Raw genomic sequence first — 20,112 nt, 5'->3', positions numbered from 1 at the left:
AGGTAATGTAATCGAATTGAGGTCTATATTAGGAATACAAAAAAGACACTTCATCGAGTGTCTTTTTATTGAAATGATATCTTTTATCCCGCATTAACTGCCCGTAAAAGCCTGATTGGTCGGGCTGATTAAAGTTTCACTTTATCTAGCATATATGGTGAACTAGTTGGTCCACCATGCTCAGATTATTGCATTTACAAGAGAAAGTGATCGGTTGAGCTATATGTTTTCTGCTGATACTTCGGACGTAAATCTTTAAGGAAAAGAAAATGGTAAGCCTATACACCTTTTGCTTGCAAAAAACATCTATCTGCAAGAAAATAAAAGAGGTAAGAGTTGTAAATAATGGTTTAAAACCCAATTATTATCTTTTCGGTAAAATATACCTTATAGATAAAGTTTAAAAGCTACTTTATAAAAAGGTGGATTTTTATACTTCCTGCTTAGGTGAGATCATATCAGTTCATAAAGAATGTATGGTGGTCTTTTTATCTTTTAATCTCGTTTCGTGACAGTGTTAATACTGGAAGCTATTGAAGACAACAATAGAGTATTCATATATAACGAACCGAAGAAAGGAAGCTAAATATGGGGATGAGTACGATGAAAAAAATGATTGGTTTAATCGTAGGTATAGTGCTAATTATTTTTCTTTTTTACTATCAGAATCATTCTAATTCAGATCGAAAAGAGAAGATATATGTTGAGGATTTTAAAGGGACAAATGATTCTGATAAAATTCAATCAGCTATTAATAAAGCAAAGGATACTAAAATAAAGACTGTTTTGCTTGATGACAAAAAGTACAAGATTACTTCACCTATCGTTGTGAAGCAAGGTGTTAAGTTGTTGTTCGGGTATGGAACACAGTTTATTGTTGATGGTGACTTCAGGGTGATTGAACTTGAGAAGAATGCTTCAATTGAAGGGGCTTATATTGCCATTGATGATGCGAATTTTAACTCGGAAGTGATCTATTTAGATGGTAAACATAAATATTATAACACTTGGAACAAAACACATATAAAGGATATAAATATCATCAATTGGTCTGAAACGAACAAGGGGACAGGGATATCGTTATACGCTGGTGGAAGAGAACATGAGATTTCTTTTGTTAACTTCGAAAACGTTAAGGTAGTAGGAATGAGGAATGGAGTAAAGTTAAAAGTGGATAAACCGAATTCTGGATATGCTTGGATAAATGCTAATCGGTTTCTGAATTTTTCTTTAGAGGATTGTGTAAACATGATTTACATGGATAGTCATTCAACGATACCGAATGAGGCTAGTGGGAATCAATTTACCAATTTACAGATACAACCTTCAAGTAAAACAAAAAGTGTTTTGAAGGTGAGTGGGCAACATAATGAGTTTCATGGGATGTTGTGGGATTTGAACCAAATCAATCATGGAAACACGATTGTTGAGCTTACGGATAAGAGTATGGATACGACCATTGACATTTCTTCTGTGCCTACGAGCAGAATCTCTGATAGGGGACAAGCAAATAAAGTGAAACAGTAACTGTAAGGTTCTCTCAATCGAACATGGCTTTCTTAGGAGGAGCCCTCTAGATTCATGTAGAGACGGGGACAATTATTACGTATAAGTTGAATTGTTAGAGTATTTTGTGTCTTTGGTATAAGAGGTGATGGTTACGCAAAGTTTTTTGAGTCGTTAACATTTGAAGATATCGAAGGGGAGCATTTTAATATTTATTAATGGAAGTAAATGAATCTTAGTTTGTATTATTTTCATAGTTTAGATGTGCTAATTTGCCCTTGATCATTTATACTCAATCTCCATTTTGTTCCATTTGGAGAAGTCAACGTCACAGCATTCCCTTTTTGAAATTCTAAATCTCCATATAATGTGCCACCAGTAGTTGGCAACCATGAGGAGCCATGCTGTAAAGATGATTTTGCGAATATTCGATTTATCCGAAAACGTTTGTGATCTTGTGTATATCCGCTTAGTGTTAGTTTAACTTTATACAACATAGCTGACCTTACTTCTGAAATCACAGTGTCTCCGACATTAAACTGGAGATCTTTAGCCACCTCCCATGGTCCATTTAGGCTCTGTTGATATTCAATTAAAATACGGCTTGGGCTTTCATTCCATCCAAAATAGATACCGATGCAATTAAGCATGTTAATAGGCTTCTTAGAAAAATCTAACTCGATTACAATTGGCTGAGTGCTAGGAACATCCACGTAATTTACACTTTGCTCATCGAGTAAGTTAAAACAATTATTAATATGTCCTCCATAGGGGGCTTTTCCAGAAAGTTGGCGCACTGCGTAGCGGACATTTGCATTTACTAATATATCATCTTGATTCCCAACTAGATGTGCTTTTCCTAATGCAAGAGGAGGATATATAGGAAGGGATTCTTCATGTGGTGAGGTACACCGATTGTATAGGCCACGATCGAGAATAGATGTGGAAACTTGATTTGAGAATAGGTAGTTATGATGAGAAATGGAAGAGAATTCGATAACGAGGGGAGGAGCATCCATACGAAAGACGTCCCATATCACTCCTTCAAACATATTATAGGCGCCTGAACATCGGATTACCTTTTTTGTTTGTTTCCGGCATTGAACTTGGATTCCCGTAAAGGTGTTCCCTGAAATTTCGTAAGGTAATGCACTATTTCCTATAATCTCGATCCCATACTGACAACCATCTATAAAAATAGAATGGAAGGAGTTTGCATTAATCCAACAAGGATTGTTTATATCCGCAAGCTTTTCTGTTTTTAAATAGATAGCCGTATTAAAGTTTGTGATTTGGATTGAGTATGCCTGAAAGAAACTTATGAAATCCCATGCCTTTTTACAGGATAAATGAATTGCGATACCTTGGTAAGTTGTTGTACGGTTTATAATATTGATATTTGATATAGAAGTATGATTAGGAATTTCTATTTGTTGGGCACCAGAAAGATAAAGAACGGATGAGTTAAAGCTATTATCCACGATTTCAATGGAACCACCAGAGATTGAAGTGTTTTTTTGAAGTTCAAACACTTGGAAATTCCCTTTGACGATTAATGTCACAGTGGGATCCATTTCAAGATGTACATTTGACTTAATAACAATAGGAGAGGATATAGTATATTGTTTCTTCCCGGTGATAACAACTTTGGAATAATTGTTGGCCGCGCAATAATTAATGGCTTCTTGAATAGCTTGGGAATTATCGAGTAAATCTGGAATGGCACCAAAACAATCAATATTAACAACACTTTGATTTTGGCAGTCTTCAGCAAAATTAAGAGGTTCTGTCAACTTATAACACTCCTTATATGTGGGATATTATATAATATGTATGTTTAAAAAAATGCACATGTATAAAAGAAAAAAACAAACGATGACCTCGTTTGTTTTTTAATATTGATAGGTTTCAAGCGTAGAATGAATCATGTTTGAGAGGGAAAAGGATTTTTCTACTTTTTCTCTTGCCGCTTTTCCTAAACATTTTCTTAAGTCTTGATTGTCATGAAGTAACTGGATTTTCTTTGCAAATTCTTTTTCAGAATGATGGGAAATGAGAATTCCGGTTTCATCATCTATAATGGCTTCTTGGATACCGCCAACATCTACAGAAATAATAGGCGTTCCAGAAGCCATTGCTTCAAGGACTACCATTGGAAACACTTCTCTTAGGGACGTTAGAAGCAACAAGTCCATACTGCAAATAAATTCATATGGATTAGATGTATTACCTAAAAGCGTCACCTTATGATTTAACTTGAAATCACGAATCATTTTTTCAATAAAGTTCCGTTCAGGTCCATCTCCAGCAATATAAAACATTACGTTACGTACATCTTTTAACTCATTTGCAATTTTTAAAAAAAGTTCATGGTTTTTCTCTTTTGATAATCGGGCTAAAATTCCGATATTGAGGGTTTCTTTAGGTTGTATTTGTTGAAAAGAAAAATGTTTTACATCAACACCATTGTAAATCGTTCGGATAAGGTCTTTTCTTATACCTAATTGCAGTAATCTCTCTTTCTCGAAGTTACTCACGGCGATAATTTGATTAACATGTTGATTTAACACTTTTTTAAATAGCGCGGGAAACTTTTTTTCAAGTATTGTAACATTATGTTTTGTATAAATGAGCTTAATTCTTTTTTTCGTGATTTTTTTAATTACGATAGAATACAGTAACATTCTGAAACTATTTGCATGGATAACATCAATGTCCAATTTCATCACTTGTTTACTTAATATATAGAGGTTAGCAGGATGATTTTTTAAACTTAAAGGAATAAAATGATGCTTATTATGAATTTGATGATACAACTCACCTGTGGCAGCTGCTGAATAAAACGTCATATTTTCATCTTTGAGATGGTTTTCTAATTTGCAAAAATACATCTCAGCGCCACCTGTTATGAGTTTATCGGTTAATAGTAGAATATTGTTCATTTTTTATTTCCCCCCACTGGTCATAGAAGGAGGTCGGTCTCCTCTGTTTTTCTTGTATGCATGATAGGCATATTGACTAAAATAAAAGTTGGTTTTTACAAAGTTTAACTTTTCTTGGTTTCGTAAGAGTTTCCAATATCGGTAGGCAGCTTTTAATTTATTCCTTGAAGTAGAGTTACTTACAATACGATATTTAGATAAAATCTTTTGTAAGCCATAGGCTTGATATCCTAGCCGTAATAATGCTAACCATAGGGCAGTATCTTCAGGCTGGATAACGGGCATTTCAATTTGTTTAAATTGATGTCTATCTAACATCACGGTTAAACAGCCAATCGTCGTATTTCCCAGCAGATATTTATAATCTACAACTTTCGGTGCATTAACTTTAATATTCATTGAATTTCCTTGTTCGTCAATTAAAGAATAAGAGGTAAAAGAAAAAGCAAGATTATCTTTTTGCATAAAAGCGACTTGTTCTTCTAGTTTGGTAGGTAACCAGAGATCATCGCTGTCTAAAAAGGCAATATAATCTCCTTGAGCTTCTTTTAATGCTATATTTCTAGCTCTAGCAGCACCAGCGTTTTGAGTTAAAGTAATAAGTTTAATTCGGGGGTCTTTTTCTATATATTGTTTGATGACATGAACGGAGTCATCTTTCGACTTATCATCAACGATAATCATTTCCCAGTTAGCATATGATTGGGCCTGAACGGATTCAATGGTTTCTTTTATAAATGGAGAACTGTTATACGAGGGGGTTATAACGGAAACCAATGATTCGCTATCTTTTTTGGTGTATATCATAAAAATCAGCCTCTTTTCTTTCATATACAGAAATATATTTTAAAGTAATTGCTAAAAAGGAGAACAGCGCTTCATTAATCATGAGAGAAAGGGATACCATCTGTAATAAAAAAGCAAAAAGTGTAAGAATAATAAAGGGTTTTTCAATATGCAATTTAGTTCTAAAGAGCTTGATAATGAACAGTAATAAAAAAGAAAAGTAAAAAAGAAAACCAATAATTCCAGCCTCTACTAAGATTTCTAGATATGTATTATGAACATATAGTTTTTCATTATGTTCAAATGCGTAATAATCCGAGAAATTAAAGGCACCGATTCCCAAAAGGGGATGAGACATAAAATAGTTAATCGCCTGTTTCCATAATTCGAATCGACCACTTCCATTATCAGAAGAAAAGTCATTGATACGGCTGGAAATGATCTGATTCAAATCGATTTGCATAAAAGAACATGCGGCGTAGATTACAACTAGGCATAACAGAGCAACAAGTATCATTTTTACCTTTTTTAGAAAATCCGCTAATATTATATACAAAATGATAACGAGTATTAGGGCAACAATACCGCCTCGAGAAAAAGTAAGCAGGTTGGTAATGATACATAAGATAAATCCAAAAGAGTTTTTAAATCCTTTTAAGTGTGTTAAATAAAACGAAAAAAACAATGTATTATAAAAAATGAAGATGTTCGGGTCATCAAGTAGTCCAATTAACCTTGGATAATCTCTATCTAATAATAATCCGTAAGAAGTAATCTCAACGCCTGTTGGGGATCCCCCGGTTATTTGTAGTCCAATTATGTACAATAACAAACTAATCATGTTAAATAGTATCCCGACATTTGCAATGGAAGCTTCAATAGCACGAATTGAAGCTTGCTCCAGCATATATCTCATGATGAAATAGCAGATAAGGACAAGGATTACTCCTAGAATGACGCGAATACTTGATTCTGGATACTGTGAAAAAGCACCACTTAGACAATAGGTAAAATAAAATAAAAGCAATAAAATTTCATAATGATAAAGGGGACGAAAGTAAAAGTCTCGAAAATAAATACAGAAAAAAATGGCTAAAAAAATCATGTAAATTTTTAATGAAAAACCGATGGACAAATTATATTTACTAAGTGTAATAAAAAATAACAAAAGAAAGACTTCTAAAGTAGAAGTATTTCTTTTAATTTGTAATCTTTCCATTCCCTCGTTGTCTCCCGTCTTTTAAATGGTTGATATTCTGTTGTTTTTTCTTTCTTATAAAATCTTTAATCAAGTTCCGAGTAGCTTGATCAAATAGTAAAACCATCGTAGACATTAAGATAATGGTAGAGAACATGGCTATAAAAGGAAACTTATATAATAAGTAGTGTAATAGGATAAAACTTACCGAAAAGTAGGATCCGTATGGAATAACGACTTTGGTTAATACTGTTTTTCTGATTGGATTAGCTAATATATAACCAATAAATGATACAATTTCCATCGTTAAAACAGAAAAAGCTGCCCCCGTTATTGCATAAGTAACACTCAGATAATAAAAAGATACTAAGCCAATAGAGATGGTTATAAACTGAACAATAGTACGGCGATTTTGCAGTCCTCTTGTTGTGAGACCATCAGCAATGGCGATGTTAAATCCTTGTAAGACAATAATAAAGGACAATATTTTTAAAGGTTGAACCGCAGATCCCCATTTATCTCCAAATAAAATCGTGATCAGATAGGGGGATAAATAGAATAAAGTTATTGTCATATACATCCCAATCAAGGACATGAATTTCATTTGCAGGATATTTAATTCTGTATGTTTCTTTACCTCCCCATGACTATGATGCTTAAATAACAGTGGGAAAAATGCACCTGCAATAACCCCTGGTATTTGATAGAGAGCTGAGGGGATTCGGTAAGCTACTGCAAAGAGCCCAACAAGCCCTAAGGGAAGTGTTTTTTCTAATACTAATGGACCTAGTTGAGGAGTTAATATAATAAATAACCCACTAATTAAGAACGGGCTAATATTGATCAATAATTCTTTTTGAAAAGGGATTTTCCACTTAAATTCCATGTTTTTTCTGAGTAAATACAGGCAGTAAATGCCTCCAGCTAAATAAGAAAAACCATATAAAAAAGCTGTTACATGTATATCCACTTTTAAGCTTATACACAAAATGGTTAATGTGACTAATACAATGGCTGAGAAGATTTTTATGGATGCAATAAATTGCATTCTTTCAGATAATTGAAAGTAGGTTATGCCTATGCTTTGCAGCACTAGGCCGATGATTAAAGGAATCATTAAACTATACATCATATAAAGAATTTGTTGTTCATGATAAAAGACGTGGATACCGAAAGAAAAAATAACAAATGTTAAAAGTAAACATACTACTCGAACTTTTATATAAGAAAAAAATGTAGTGCCTGGGTTTTCCTTTTTTGCTCCTTCTCGAAGGAACGTATTACTGACTCCTAAATCTGTAAAAAAATGCATGACCATGGAAAGAGCTAGTGCTACACTAAATATTCCATAGTTCTTTGAGTTAAAGTAATTTGCCAATAGTATGAGCGTACTTGCATTTAAAACATTAGCTAAAATCGTGCTGTAAAGTAAGTGGAATATATTTTTAATAATGGAGTTTGTTTTCTTATTCACTTATTTCTCTCCCAATTCACAACTGTAAAGTCACTTAAGTACAGATGTAGGTTCTTTTCCACTAGGTAAAATAGCGTCTTTTTGCTTAAGGTAATAATCATATGTATTCGCAAGACCTTTTTCCAATGCATATATAGGTTGCCAGCCTAATTTTTGAATGCTCTTTTTATTGCAGAGTAAACTTTCTTTGACGTCACCGTCTTTTGCAGGTTGGTAAATGGGGGAAACATTTTGTACACTAATTTGTGCAGCTTGGTGAACTACAAAGTCAGGTTTAAACGCCTCTATCGCTTTTTCTAATGATCTTTCATCTTCTACATTATCAAAGAAAGCTATACTTTTCGAATGAACATTATTTACGGATCAGGTGGATAAGTTATCATACACAGCCAATTCATAATGATTATGAATTAATTTGTCTACAATATGGGATCCGATAAATCCGAAGCCCCCCGTTACTAGCACTTTCTTCATTTTTTATTCTTTCCTTCAATATTTATCTAGCTCCATTTCCAGTAAATACAATGGCCAATGTTCGACATAAAATCTTGATTTCCATAGCGAATGATCTATGCTGGATATAGTATAAGTCGAATGCTAATTTTTCTTCGGGAGTTAGATCATATCCACCATTCACTTGCGCCAATCCTGTTATTCCAGGCGTTACAAGTAAACGATGTTTAAAATTAGGCAATGACTTATCAAACCTTTTATAGAAATATTCTCTTTCAGGTCTAGGGCCAATGAGTGACATATCTCCTTTTAACACGTTAATAACTTGAGGGATTTCATCAATTCTAGTTTTTCTTATAAACGCACCTATTCTTGTAACCCTAGGGTCCTCTTTACTTGCCCACTGAGGACCGTTTTTTTCAGCATCTAAAAACATGGAGCGTAACTTTATTAATTTGAAATCTTTTCCGTTTTTTCCTAGACGCCGTTGATAAAAGAAGGGAGAACCAGTTGATTCGATTGGGATAAGAATGCAAAACAGAACTAAAATGGGTGATAAAAGTAACAGCATGAAAAGCGAAAAAACAAAATCTATTAGTCGTTTAACAAGAAGGTAGGATGAAGTTGATAGAGATTGTACTTGTATTTCTACCTGTCTATCAATCTTTATTTTTGGGTCCAAAAGTTACCCCCCTTTATGAAATAATGACTGTACCGATTATTTCATGTTTGCTATGTTCTAGTTGTTTTTTTACATTCGCAATCTTATCTAACTTATCACGGCCTTCCTGTATCACTAAAACAATGCCATCACAATGTTTTGCGAGGATTTGTGCATCTGGTGTGTTTAGGAAATCGGATGTGTGAAACAGAATGATATCAAAATGCTCTTTCCACTCCTCAATTAGGATTGGGAAGGTCTCTAATGTTAACAATGCCACTGGCTCATAAAGATCTTCACCTGTAGATAAACAAGATAGATAATCCGTTATTTTTATTGTAGTATCCTTATTTTGCTCTCTTAGGAGTAAGGTGGTTAGGCCAAATGAATGATCGATGTTAAACACATGATGTAAAGAAGGTTGACGCAGATTCGCATCCACTACCAACACTCGTTTTCGTTGTTCTGAAAAAGCTAGGGCCAAATAAGCAGTAGCATTGGTTATATTTTGTGTTTGTGCAAGTGAAGTAATCATTAATATTGGTTTTTCCTTTTGAAGGTTCGGTTCAATATGGTTACATATGCTATAAAATCGTTCTTTGATGGTGATATCGTATGGATTAAAGAAATATTTCCTCTTAAATTTGATGGTCATTATGTTCACCTTGTTTCATTGAAGATAAGCTTTTATAAGCTGTTTTTTGCTTGTTGTTTCTTTTTTTGGTATTTAAGTTCACTCTTCCTAATAATGGGAGTCCAAGATGTTCGAGTTCTCGATTGTTGTAAGTTGAATCATCAAAGTGTTCTCGTAGAATTGCCAAGCCAATTCCGACAAAAAAGCTAATTATGATTGAAATGGCTATAATGAATTTGGGTTTTGGAAAAAGCAGTTCGGCTTCTTCCGTCACCCCGGAATCACTAAGAATATTAAGGCGGTTTACATTTGCATAGTCTTTAAATTTAGATATGGATTGCTTTGCGACGGATTGTGCAATTTTCTTAGCTAATTGTGGATTAGAGTCTTTCACTGAAATTGTAATAATCTGTGAATCATTTCTATTAGTAACGGAAACCTGTTTAAGCAAATCATAGCTTGAACGAGTTAGCTTTAACTCTTCTTTTACACCTATCATGATATATGGGCTTTTTATGATATCCATATATGAAAGAGCTAGCTGTTTGTTATCTTGTACTCTATTTACTGGATTTTCTTCTTTTTCTACGCCTAAAGATCCAGCAAGAACTTGGGTGGAGTACTGATAAATCGGTTTCATAAGGTACATGGATGAAATAATAATGAACCCGCTAGTACAAATTGTCGTAAGTATAATAATTAAGAATCGCCTTTTTAAAACTTGCATAAACTCTTTTATTTTTACTTTTTCATTCATCTAGTTCACCACTTTTTCAATTTAATAGTAGAGTTTTGGCGTGATTTTCCGAATGGGAATTATCACTTTTGATTTTGAAAAGGTCCTTATAACATTTATACTAGGGTGAAAAAATTATAAACCTAGCATCTGAACAAAAATTGAACAGAATGCTTCCTCCTAAATTTTTACTATGTAGGGCATAGCCACATCGTCATCAAGCTAAGAATGCCAAGAGGGTATATGTGAGTATGTTTTTTGAAATTTCTATGACTACAAAAAAGGTGTACATAACAAATAAATTAATCAAATGGCTACTTAAATAAAGAAGTCGATCATTATGCTATTGTTCTTATAAATCTAAATAATAAGTGTTTTTTCTGAATATTTATGGTAATATTTTGATGTAAATTGTATTTTATTGAAAATACTAGTAATTTTTGGGTATATTTAACTTTTTGCAAATTTATTTATAAATCCATAAATGTATGAATTAAAATGTTTGGTTTTTATATGAAGCTTTATAATCTTATCTAGTTAAAAGGAGAATATAATGAATCATTCTATGGATATACAATATTTGTGTGATATTTTATATAAAACATTTCAAGTATCTATTCAATTTTTATCTACAGATGAAAAAATCTTATATAAATCTACTTCTAATGATATTTGCAGTCCTTTTTATTCTTCTAAGGAAGAACAACTTAGTGAAATTTTTCAGGAAAATGATCTCTATGATTTTCCGCTTATGAGAGGGAACAGTTATCTAGAAAATTTCGTTTTTATTCACATAGTAGATCATGAATATATAAAAGGAACCTTTGTTATTGGACCCTCTACATATCCCAAGGTATCAGAAGATATGGCCATTAGACTTATGAATGAATTTGGGAGAAATGTTAGAATACAAGATGGAATTGAATACTATCATTCCATACCTGTGATAAAAAAAATAACTTTAATTGATATAGGAATTTTATTACATTACATAATTTTTAAAGAAAAGTTAGATGTAGGTGCTGTTTGGAGAGAAAATAAATTATTGGAGAAAACCTCCTATGAAATTGCGAATCCTGATTTATATATTTCAGCCCGGCGTCAAAATAATTCTGATCATTACGATATATCATTGGAACGGAAAATTTTCACAAGCATTAAAGAAGGGGACAAAGAAAAATTAATAAAATATGCATATGCATTTCCGCAAGAAGATGCTGTAATTTCATCAAAAAGAAATCAACTAAGAAATCAAAAAAATAATGGAATAATGGCCATTACTTTAGCTACTCGTTATGCAATAGAGGGGAATCTCCCGCCAGAAATTGCTTTTTCGCTTAGTTCTCTCTATATGGAGACCATTGAACAACTAGATAACATGTATTCGGTCAATAGATTAATTGAGGACGCTTTATGTGCTTTTGCTGATCGTGTTAAAGAATATAGTATTCAAAGATATTCGAATACAATTACTACATGTTTAAATCATATTAGAAAAAACATTTACCATGAAATATCTCTCAATAATCTCGCTACGCTACTTGACATTAATCCTACTTATTTATCTAAATTGTTTAAAAAAGAAGTAGGAATTCCTTTAAGTGAATATATTCAAAGGGAACGAGTAGAAGAAGCAAAAAAACTATTAACATTAACTACATATCCATTATCAGATATTTGTGCTTGGCTTAACTTTTATGATCAAAGTTATTTCACAAGAGTTTTCAAAAAAATATGTAACATGACTCCTAGACAATATCGTGAAAAGCATACCGTGATATAGGCTTGATATCTTAACAGCTAGGTGAGATATGTGTAATACTTGATCACATATATATAATGCATCAACTCAATTTACCTCGCTATTTATAAGAAATAATACTCTTACCTCAAAAATTTTCTCTGTTTATCCCGCATTAACAGGCAGTAAGACCCCCACCTCAAAATTCAGCAAAAGCAAAGAAGATAGGTGGGGGATCCTGCCCGTAAAAGCCCGATTGGTCGGGCTAATAATCAGTGAGGATGAAGAAAACCCCCACTGATTAAAGTTTCACTTTATTTGAAAATATGTAGAATCCATTTCCTTATAATTCTGCTCACTACATGAACATAATAAGGAAATGGATTTTAATACTTTAAGATTTCCACCTTTACTTTCAGTATGTAATAGTGCAGAAAGAATAGTAAAAAATCCATTTGAATTAATATAGGAATAGAATGCGATAGCTAAGAAACTTTTGCTTTTCCATGTTTACCTTTTTAGCGTGGATTAAATGAATGTTCGAAATAAAAAAGAATCCCGTATTCTTTATGGAATTCTTTTTTAGCTGCCTATTAAAGAATAATCATTCCGTATTTTCATTTTTTACCAATACATGTTATATTTGGTAGCGTAAAATATTTTGTGTAAATATACTTGTCTTGTGAATAGGGAAAATACAAGAGGTTTTTAAGTTTGCGACTAAACAAATTAAGAGAGGAGTACCCCCTTAATGAATGAAGGCGCATTTATATAAGCAACTAGAGAAAAGTATCACAATTCTTAAAAGAAAGAGTAGATTTGCCAATTTCTTTCGCGTTAGTAGGAAGACGTAGCGAATAGTCGAAATGATTGCTACCAACGAACAATCGATACAAAATATGGGGAAATATAAGCTTTATCTGTTCCTTGTGATCAAAACGGGGCCTTTCAAACGCAATCATTCGCTCCATATCATCGTAGAAATGGATGGCTAGTATTCGTATGTATCAAAGTGAAATGAGTATATATAGAACGCATTTTAGAACGCCATTATTCTCCTGCAACTGTAAGTAACATTATAATTCTGTAAACAACAAGATTGAAGTCACCTTGTATTTTAATAAAAATCTTTTTAGTAGGTGTAATATGATGAAAAGATATGAGGAGTTTGACTCTCTAAGAGGATTAGCAGCACTTCTTGTAATAATCGGGCATCATATGATGCTATTGCCTGCGTATGAAAATTATCAGTATGAGTTAAACAGTCCCTTCATAATTTATTTATTCAAGGAAACTCCTTTACGTCTTTTTTTTAGTAGCGGCAACGAATCTGTTATTCTCTTTTTTGTATTGAGTGGTTTTGTTTTGTATTTATCTATTAATAATGAGAAATTTCATTATGATACATACATAATAAAACGGATTTGCCGAATTTATATACCATATTTAGTAGCAATCAGCATTTCTATTATTGCTAAAATGCTTTTTAGTCGTAATGATATGCCATTTATTAGTGATTGGTTTAGTAAATCATGGACCACTGCAGATACACCAGCTTTATTATTACAACATCTTGTTTTTATCGGTGAGTATAACACAGACGCATATAACAATGTTATATGGTCTCTTGTTCATGAAATGAGAATTTCGATTATATTTCCATTTCTGACTTTCTTTTTTATACGCAAAAGGCTCAAATATTCCTTATTATGGTTTATTGTTCTAAGTTTTTCTTCGACTATGGGTTTGTATTTGTTTAATCCTAGTGGAAGCATAACTAGTAGTTTTTTAAGTTTTCACTACATCACTCTTTTTTTTATGGGAGCTCTATTAGCGAAGTATCGTTATTTTATTTTCCATTATGTTTTAAATATGAATAAAATAATGAAAATTGCATTACTGCTAATTGCAATTATTTGTTTTATGTACGAAGGAATAATTGGCGAAGTGGATTTTTTGAACAATTATGTATTGAGAAACTACGTTGTCTCATTTGGGGTTTGTATGGTAATGATTATGAGTATCTCTTCATGGACATTTAGTGCGTTATTAAGAAGAAAAGTATTTGTTTTTCTTGGAAAGATTTCTTATAGTCTTTATTTATATCATCTTGTTTCTTTATTCTCAGTTATGTATTTATTTTATGATAAACTACCTACCATATTAATAGTGTTTCTTTCCTTTTCTCTTTCTTTTTTACTATCTTCATTGGGGTATCTATTTATTGAAAAACCCTGCATAAACCTTGGACGGTATTTAACTAGGAGATGGAGAAATATATTCTGGAAGGAAATGAAAATAAGGGATCGTATTTCATAGGAGTTTATATAGTAAGAGAGCAAAGTTGAATCTTCTCGAACATGTAAAGAAAAAACGAGGATGTTAGATATAACAGAATCGGATATTTTCAAATTCATCTTATAGAAAAACATTCGTAAAAGCCGCTTCATTATACGATAGAGGACTGGGGGAAAACGAGCTGGGCATTTGTGGAAGGCATTTTCCCTTAAAAGGATTGACAGCAACCTATATAAAGAAACATTCAGAATGTGACATTCGAGAGAGACAGGATGTAAACGTTGTTGTACCTATGTGCAAGGCTTGTGATGTATGGTTCGAAGAAGGATATATTACTGTGAATTCGTTAGGATATGTAGATTGCATAGAGGATATGAACTCTGAAAAAATTGTAAAACAGATTTACTAAATGAACTTACGAAAATAAACGGTAGAAAGTGTTTTTATTGGAATCAGGAAAATAAGAAAATATTTTGAATGGCACTATCATTATCATAGAATGACAACTTAAAAATTCAGAACTTTGGTGAGGGGAAAATCTAGTTGTTTGATCCAGAATCTTTTCAAACGATTCGATATACAAAACAAAAGTAAATGAGAGGGAATTTGGGACGGGGTTGTCATGAACCTAGTCCTTTCTTCATATGGAGGGATAAGTCTGAAACCTTTCTGATTACGGAATCGTCTTTTGTATAGGTGATAATTATTTGATTATTCTGATTATTTATCCATAGGCGCATAAGCGTCGTTATCCCTATATCTATCATATTTATATAGTTCTCATAGACCACTGTGATGGAGTGAATTTTTGTTTTGAGGTAACTTATTTTCTTAGTTTGATAGGCATGGAGTGCTCCCCCTATAAATACAGATTAAAAGTATTGTTGCTGTGGATATCCTGAATAAAAGGTATGCTTTGATTAATATTTTTTAATTTATAAGATAAAAAAGATAGATGCAGTAGAATGTTCTACCACTATCTATCCTTTTTATCGTATGAATTATTGTGCTTTAAATTCGATTACTTGCTCTTGATTGATTGTTTTACCATCTAAAAGACCTTTTGCTGTTATGTAAATAATTGTTTTCTTAGAGTCTTCCAGCTGACCAATTGCATACTTTACATTGAAGTTATCATTGCTTAGTCGCCACTGTTCACCATTCCATCTACCAGTTATTTTTTGACCATCAGCAGCTTCGATTTTATCATCGTAATTTAGTGTACCAAACTCTGTTTTTAATGTATTGCTAGCAAAATCAATTTGAACTTTGTTTAATAATTTGATTGGAGAACTCGTTTGAATCTCGTATACATTGTCACTGATCTTTTTGAAATGAATTTTTCCTTCTTGTCCTTTAACAAGTTTCATATATTGATCAGATGATAAGAAGAATTCATATTCTTCTTGTGTAATTCCCATGTTTTCATGGTAAGGTAATCTTTCTCCAGGTTGTACTGTTTTTAAATATTCTATGTACCAATCATAATTTTTCTGAATACTCGCTTGCGTTTTTTTCGTAATTTCCTCAAACTTTTGTTTTTTATCTTCTTGCATTTGTACTGTCATAATATCAGCAGGTGTTTCTGATTTTACTAATAATGGTGTGATGATATCTTTTGTACTCTGATTGGTAGGTGATAAAACTTCTTCAGTTTTTTTCGGATTGGTATCCTGTTTATCCTCATTTTTTGTAGATTTAGTTGTTTCTTCTGCCGCAGTCTTTTTTGTATCGACTGGTTTACTTTCAGTAGAATTATTACATCCAGCCAATAAAAAGAAAGTTGTAAGTGTCCCTAGTATGATTTTTTTCATTAAAAATTCCCCCATATTTTTTTCATAAAAACAAACAATACCATAATTATACATTGGAAATATTACCATAACAATTCGCTATTATTGAAAGTACTTTAAGTTCTTCAATTTTTAGTTATTAGTATTGATTATTTGCAGCTTATTACAGGTGATTCGACCAATAGAGGAAACGTGTTTCAAGAAATGGGTGAGGTTTCCCGTAAACTGCTAGCACGTGATTTAAACGTGTGCGTCGTAGTGCTGTCGTAATTGTCCCGCGGGGTAGAGTCGCGTCAAGATAAGCGTCTGCTTTGGTCTGATCTAAGGGAGAAAGGGCAGATTGAGCAGAATGCGGGTGTGATTATGTATCGGGATGATTATTATGATAAGGAGACGGAGCATAAAGATATAACAGAAATTCAGATAGCAAAGCATCGGAACGGATCTGTTGGAGGGATGAAGCTAAGGTTTTTGAAGGAGTTTGGGAATTTTGTGGAGGGGTTAAAAACAGACTAGTTCAAACTGATAAAATTCTTGCACTAGAACCACAAAAAAGAGCAGTGCTAATGCTCTTTTTTATTAATTGTCCAAGTGAATACTAAAAAAGCACTATTTAGTAGATAGATTACTGTCTACTTATGCTGCCTTCCTATTACAATACCGCTCACCATATATAAAACGGAAGCAATATAAAAAATGGTACCAATCGTTAAAAAGTCGACTAGATACCCTGTTGCAATGACAGCTACTGCACCGCCAACTGAAGTCCATACGTGGTATTTTCCTATTTCATAGCCCGCTTCTTTGCTTTCTACTTTTCGTGCAAGTGATGTTTTTTCGGTGTTTCGTTGCACGGCACCTAAGCAACCCATAATAATTTGCAGAATGTAAACATGCCAAACTTCTGTAGCAATGGGAAAAAAGAGCATTAATACCGCCATAGACCAAGCATATACAATTAATAGTTTTTTATCTCCAAATTTGTCAGAGATCTTTCCTATTAGTGGATAGACTAAAGCGGAAGTTAACGCAAATAAGCCATATGCCCAGCCAAATTGAGAGAAACTATCTCCAACATTTCGAAGCAGCAGTATGTAAAATGGGAATACCATACTACCGGCCATCATAATTATGCTTTGCGAAGTTACAAATCTTCTATATGTCATTCACTGTACTCCTTATAAAATAGATTTACAAATCGTTCTTGCGGATCACTCTCTTTCTTTTTTTGAAAGAATTCCTCTATACGTGGATATGCCTTCTTAAGTTGCTGCTTTGTTGGATAAGAATAATAGGGTAAATAATAACTGCCATTGTGCTTTAAAGTAACATCTATCATCTTCCCTAACACTGCTTTCGTTTTCTTTATTTCACCCTCAGAACGTCCTTGATTAATAAGGAGTACAAGTGCAAACATATCATCCTTTGCATAGGATAAAACCGCATTCTCATTTTTTTCTACATAACGGATAGTAATATTAAGAAGGTTCAACTCTTCTTTGTTTAATACATTTCGCAAATCATCTATATACGCTGTAAAGTGATCGATAGGTACGAAATATTCTTGTAAAACCTCTGTTCGATTTGGATTTTCGTATTCCATAAAAGTACTATCTGATCGCATCACATTATTTCGAGTTTCATATGTTCCATTTATGCGTTCAATGTAGTTCCTTTGCATATCCCAAAACGTATTCTTTCCCCAGTCACTATACCTTGATAATCCAAGGAATAATTTCGGTGCAGCAATAATATTTTCTTCCTTTAGTTTGCTGTATTCTTCCCGTTTATTTTGGTTCTCTGCTAAAACATAATCTGTTACATACATTTCTTTTAAAAATGAGGTTGGAGCTACGGAAATACGCGCTAGGTGCATTCGAACATTCTCGTCCTTTTTTATCTTCTCTTTAAAATATGCTGTATACTCCTTATAATCTAGCGTTCTCGTCTGCATTTCATATAGTTCGTCTTCCGTTAACTTAAGCGTCACATCTAAGATCACACCGAATAATCCATAGCCTCCAATAACATAAGGAAACAAATCAGCATTTTCTTCTCTGCTTACATTCTTAACCGTACCATCTGCCATTAACAATCGAAATGATTCTACTGTATCAATGAGTGCTTCATGACGAATATCACGTCCATGTACATTTACACTTAACGAACCACCAACTGTAAAAATATTTTGAGACTGCATCACTTGAGCAGCAAGACCATATGGATTTACTTTCTTTTGAATATCATCCCATGTCACGCCGCTTTGCACGCGAATTCTCTTCTTCTCTGGATCAAACTCTAATATTTTGTTATAACCTTTCATATCTAGCACTGTACCATTTGGATAATAGGTCTGTCCGCCTTGGCTATGCTGCATTCCCGCAATTGAAATCTTCTCACCTGAAGCATTTGTATCTTTAACTAGCTTCTTTAAGGTCTGCTCATTCTCCACATTTTCAACCCGTTTAATCTTTGTAGGAAGCAATCTGCCCACATCACTCATAACAGGATTGGCTATTTGTTTTGTATATGTATATATAGATGCCATACATAATAAGCTGTATACAGTAATACCTATTATTATTGTTTGTTTTTTCAACATACACTCTCCTTTTTTCGTGATAGTATAAAGAATTCAATGTATATTCGAGATTTATATTATATCTTTTTCTGAAGCCAAGGAACATTATGTAAATAAAAAAGCACGTTATCGGAAGAAAAGTTTCTTCTGTGACAACGTGCTCGTTCACATGTATAGAACTCGATAGGAATACATCCTGAGAGCCATCAGCAGGGGAGGAGTGACCCCCTTACTGATGGTAATTTTACGTTATTGCACGCCACTCTCTAAAATCGAGAATGTCTTTTTCTCACAATCAATCTCTGCCATTGCACCATAAGATAAAATAAACTTAGGTTCGGTATGACCAAAATTTAAGTTATAAAGAATCGGTAAATCTTCTAAACTATATTCTTTCATAACTGTTAGAATTTCATGTTTATATTCTTCATAATATTTCTCGTCTTTCGGTTTGCCGAAAATGATTCCATTCGTGTTTTGTAAAATGCCTTGCGCCGCATAATTTCGTAACCAATATCTTATATAAGTTGGATCTGGCTTGTCTTCAGATGTTTCAAAGAATAGAATGCTGTTTTCCCAATATTTTTTCTCAGGCCAAAGTTCTGTTCCTTTTGCGAATTCTAGTACTTCTATACAACCTCCGATTAAACGGCCTTGTACGATGCCGGATCCTTGAAGGAGTTCATATCCAGTATTTTGTTGCATAGTGCGACGTGTATGTTTGTTCGATTCAATCCATTCTAAACGCTCACTTGTCCATTCTGTAGCGGGTTGAATGTTGCCAATCGTCTCATCGGAAAAGAGCGTTCGATTTACCATTTCAATTGTATACGGATCCATTTCAACATTTTCGGCAAAATCGGTTAAAATAGCTGGACCGTAAAAAGAAGAAATGCCTGCTTTATGACAAAATAAATGTGGAATGGTCACATCTGAATAGCCCATAAAAATTTTTGGATTCTCACGTATAACATCAAAATCAATATAAGGAAGCAGGCGAATACTATCTTCTCCGCCAATATTGGCAAAGATCCCTTTAATACTTTTATCTTGAAATGCCGTCATTAGATCTATCGCACGGGCTTGTGGATTCTCGTAAATATAATCAGAGCCTTTCAAACTATTTGGCATAGGTACAACCACAAGACCAAAAACTTCTTCTAATCTTTTTACCCCTTGCTCATAACGCCATCTCAGTTCCGGATCGCCTGCGCCTCCCCAAGAAGGACTAATTGTCGCGACGCGATCTCCCGGTTGTAATCTCTTTGGTTTTCTTAACACATTAACTCCCACCCTTATATCATTCGAT

General features: G+C 33.3%; 17 protein-coding genes and 1 pseudogene. 5 read left to right on the top strand and 13 right to left on the bottom strand.

Annotation, left to right across the window (positions count from 1 at the left end; all coding sequences use genetic code 11):
- Window positions 1-588 precede the first annotated feature (588 nt).
- Window positions 589-1,527, top strand: coding sequence for a hypothetical protein (locus ORL93_RS10225; protein WP_097795095.1), 939 nt, complete (start codon window positions 589-591; stop codon window positions 1,525-1,527).
- Between the two features lie 230 nt (window positions 1,528-1,757).
- On the opposite strand, the gene ORL93_RS10220 is transcribed toward ORL93_RS10225, so the two are convergent.
- The 9 genes from ORL93_RS10220 to ORL93_RS10180 all read right to left on the bottom strand — a co-directional run bounded on the left by ORL93_RS10220 (window position 1,758) and on the right by ORL93_RS10180 (window position 10,411).
- Complete coding sequence (locus ORL93_RS10220) at window positions 1,758-3,299, bottom strand: hypothetical protein (protein WP_265959008.1); 1,542 nt, start codon at window positions 3,297-3,299, stop codon at window positions 1,758-1,760.
- 99 nt (window positions 3,300-3,398) lie between these two features.
- Window positions 3,399-4,448 (bottom strand): glycosyltransferase family 4 protein, encoded by a 1,050-nt coding sequence (locus tag ORL93_RS10215; RefSeq protein ID WP_265959007.1) that lies wholly within the window; start codon window positions 4,446-4,448, stop codon window positions 3,399-3,401.
- A gap of 3 nt (window positions 4,449-4,451) precedes the next feature.
- On the bottom strand, window positions 4,452-5,255 hold the full coding sequence (locus ORL93_RS10210) for a glycosyltransferase family 2 protein (protein WP_018782949.1): 804 nt from the start codon (window positions 5,253-5,255) through the stop codon (window positions 4,452-4,454).
- Window positions 5,233-6,453: an O-antigen ligase family protein gene (locus tag ORL93_RS10205; RefSeq protein WP_018767109.1), complete on the bottom strand. Its 1,221-nt coding sequence runs from the start codon at window positions 6,451-6,453 to the stop codon at window positions 5,233-5,235. The genes ORL93_RS10210 and ORL93_RS10205 overlap by 23 nt, the downstream gene beginning before the upstream one ends.
- A complete protein-coding gene (locus ORL93_RS10200) occupies window positions 6,434-7,906 on the bottom strand; it encodes an oligosaccharide flippase family protein (RefSeq protein WP_265959006.1) in 1,473 nt (490 codons plus the stop codon). Before ORL93_RS10200 ends, ORL93_RS10205 begins: the two co-directional genes overlap by 20 nt.
- A gap of 363 nt (window positions 7,907-8,269) precedes the next feature.
- The gene (locus tag ORL93_RS10195; RefSeq protein WP_265959005.1) at window positions 8,270-8,380 is read right to left on the bottom strand and encodes an NAD-dependent epimerase/dehydratase family protein; all 111 of its coding nucleotides are present in this window, start codon (window positions 8,378-8,380) and stop codon (window positions 8,270-8,272) included.
- Between the two features lie 22 nt (window positions 8,381-8,402).
- Window positions 8,403-9,041, bottom strand: coding sequence for a sugar transferase (locus ORL93_RS10190; RefSeq protein WP_080740183.1), 639 nt, complete (start codon window positions 9,039-9,041; stop codon window positions 8,403-8,405).
- A 13-nt stretch (window positions 9,042-9,054) separates the two neighbouring features.
- Complete coding sequence (locus ORL93_RS10185) at window positions 9,055-9,675, bottom strand: CpsD/CapB family tyrosine-protein kinase (protein WP_018782952.1); 621 nt, start codon at window positions 9,673-9,675, stop codon at window positions 9,055-9,057.
- Complete coding sequence (locus ORL93_RS10180; RefSeq protein WP_003210286.1) at window positions 9,659-10,411, bottom strand: YveK family protein; 753 nt, start codon at window positions 10,409-10,411, stop codon at window positions 9,659-9,661. Before ORL93_RS10180 ends, ORL93_RS10185 begins: the two co-directional genes overlap by 17 nt.
- A 532-nt stretch (window positions 10,412-10,943) precedes the next feature.
- Here ORL93_RS10180 and ORL93_RS10175 point away from each other — a divergent pair.
- The 3 genes from ORL93_RS10175 to ORL93_RS10165 all read left to right on the top strand — a co-directional run bounded on the left by ORL93_RS10175 (window position 10,944) and on the right by ORL93_RS10165 (window position 14,838).
- Window positions 10,944-12,173, top strand: a complete 1,230-nt coding sequence (locus ORL93_RS10175; RefSeq protein WP_018782953.1) for a helix-turn-helix domain-containing protein — start codon at window positions 10,944-10,946, stop codon at window positions 12,171-12,173.
- 1,104 nt (window positions 12,174-13,277) lie between these two features.
- Complete coding sequence (locus tag ORL93_RS10170) at window positions 13,278-14,450, top strand: acyltransferase family protein (RefSeq protein WP_081623641.1); 1,173 nt, start codon at window positions 13,278-13,280, stop codon at window positions 14,448-14,450.
- A 196-nt stretch (window positions 14,451-14,646) separates the two neighbouring features.
- The gene (locus ORL93_RS10165) at window positions 14,647-14,838 is read left to right on the top strand and encodes a hypothetical protein (protein WP_080740188.1); all 192 of its coding nucleotides are present in this window, start codon (window positions 14,647-14,649) and stop codon (window positions 14,836-14,838) included.
- A gap of 592 nt (window positions 14,839-15,430) precedes the next feature.
- Here ORL93_RS10165 and ORL93_RS10160 read toward each other — a convergent pair.
- Complete coding sequence (locus ORL93_RS10160; RefSeq protein WP_265959004.1) at window positions 15,431-16,243, bottom strand: hypothetical protein; 813 nt, start codon at window positions 16,241-16,243, stop codon at window positions 15,431-15,433.
- A gap of 111 nt (window positions 16,244-16,354) precedes the next feature.
- Here ORL93_RS10160 and ORL93_RS10155 point away from each other — a divergent pair.
- Window positions 16,355-16,738 (top strand): annotated as a pseudogene (locus ORL93_RS10155) (DnaB-like helicase C-terminal domain-containing protein); the annotation flags it as partial.
- A gap of 116 nt (window positions 16,739-16,854) precedes the next feature.
- Here ORL93_RS10155 and ORL93_RS10150 read toward each other — a convergent pair.
- From ORL93_RS10150 to ORL93_RS10140, 3 genes are all read right to left on the bottom strand, one after another.
- Complete coding sequence (locus ORL93_RS10150) at window positions 16,855-17,388, bottom strand: MFS transporter (RefSeq protein WP_018782957.1); 534 nt, start codon at window positions 17,386-17,388, stop codon at window positions 16,855-16,857.
- Window positions 17,385-18,821, bottom strand: coding sequence for an FAD-binding oxidoreductase (locus ORL93_RS10145; RefSeq protein ID WP_265959003.1), 1,437 nt, complete (start codon window positions 18,819-18,821; stop codon window positions 17,385-17,387). Before ORL93_RS10145 ends, ORL93_RS10150 begins: the two co-directional genes overlap by 4 nt.
- Window positions 18,822-19,052: 231 nt before the next feature.
- Complete coding sequence (locus tag ORL93_RS10140; RefSeq protein WP_265959002.1) at window positions 19,053-20,084, bottom strand: S66 family peptidase; 1,032 nt, start codon at window positions 20,082-20,084, stop codon at window positions 19,053-19,055.
- Window positions 20,085-20,112: the final 28 nt, after the last annotated feature.

The sequence above is a fragment of the Bacillus sp. DHT2 genome, assembly GCF_026241455.1.
Classification (GTDB): Bacteria; Bacillota; Bacilli; order Bacillales; family Bacillaceae_G; genus Bacillus_A; species Bacillus_A pseudomycoides.
Note: the sequence above shows the minus strand (reverse complement) of the source record. Positions and strands in the feature narration are given on the sequence as shown.